Origin of the sequence: Pseudoalteromonas sp. GW168-MNA-CIBAN-0100, assembly GCF_040309225.1 — a bacterium.
GTDB lineage: Bacteria > Pseudomonadota > Gammaproteobacteria > Enterobacterales > Alteromonadaceae > Pseudoalteromonas > Pseudoalteromonas arctica.
Genome location: NZ_JBEOOL010000531.1, coordinates 1 through 275 on the forward strand (window position 1 = coordinate 1; position 275 = coordinate 275).

Consider the following 275-nt stretch of genomic DNA (forward strand, 5'->3'; position numbering starts at 1 on the left):
GTCCAAGAAAAAATGACTACGATAAAATCTAACCGGTATGAAAATAATTCTGGGAAAATTATTCGTAGAAATTCCAGCCCATTTGCTGGAATTTCTGCATTAATTGGAAGTGAGACTATAGAACAACCTGCAAAAGACTTGATACCGTTTGACGAAGCAACACAAGAAGATAAGGTTAAGAGATACTAAGAGACGCCTCTTAAAATGCTTCGCAGTTTAAGAGGCGTCTAAAACAGGATTTTTATTTATTGGAGGATTACCAATCACACTATAAT

Annotated in this window: 1 protein-coding gene; it reads left to right on the plus strand. The window is 35.3% G+C overall.

All coding sequences use genetic code 11. From position 1 onward, the window contains the following. On the plus strand, window positions 1-189 hold a 189-nt coding region (locus tag AAEY62_RS22295), incomplete at its 5' end, for a hypothetical protein (protein WP_350636587.1). Window positions 190-275 lie beyond the last annotated feature (86 nt).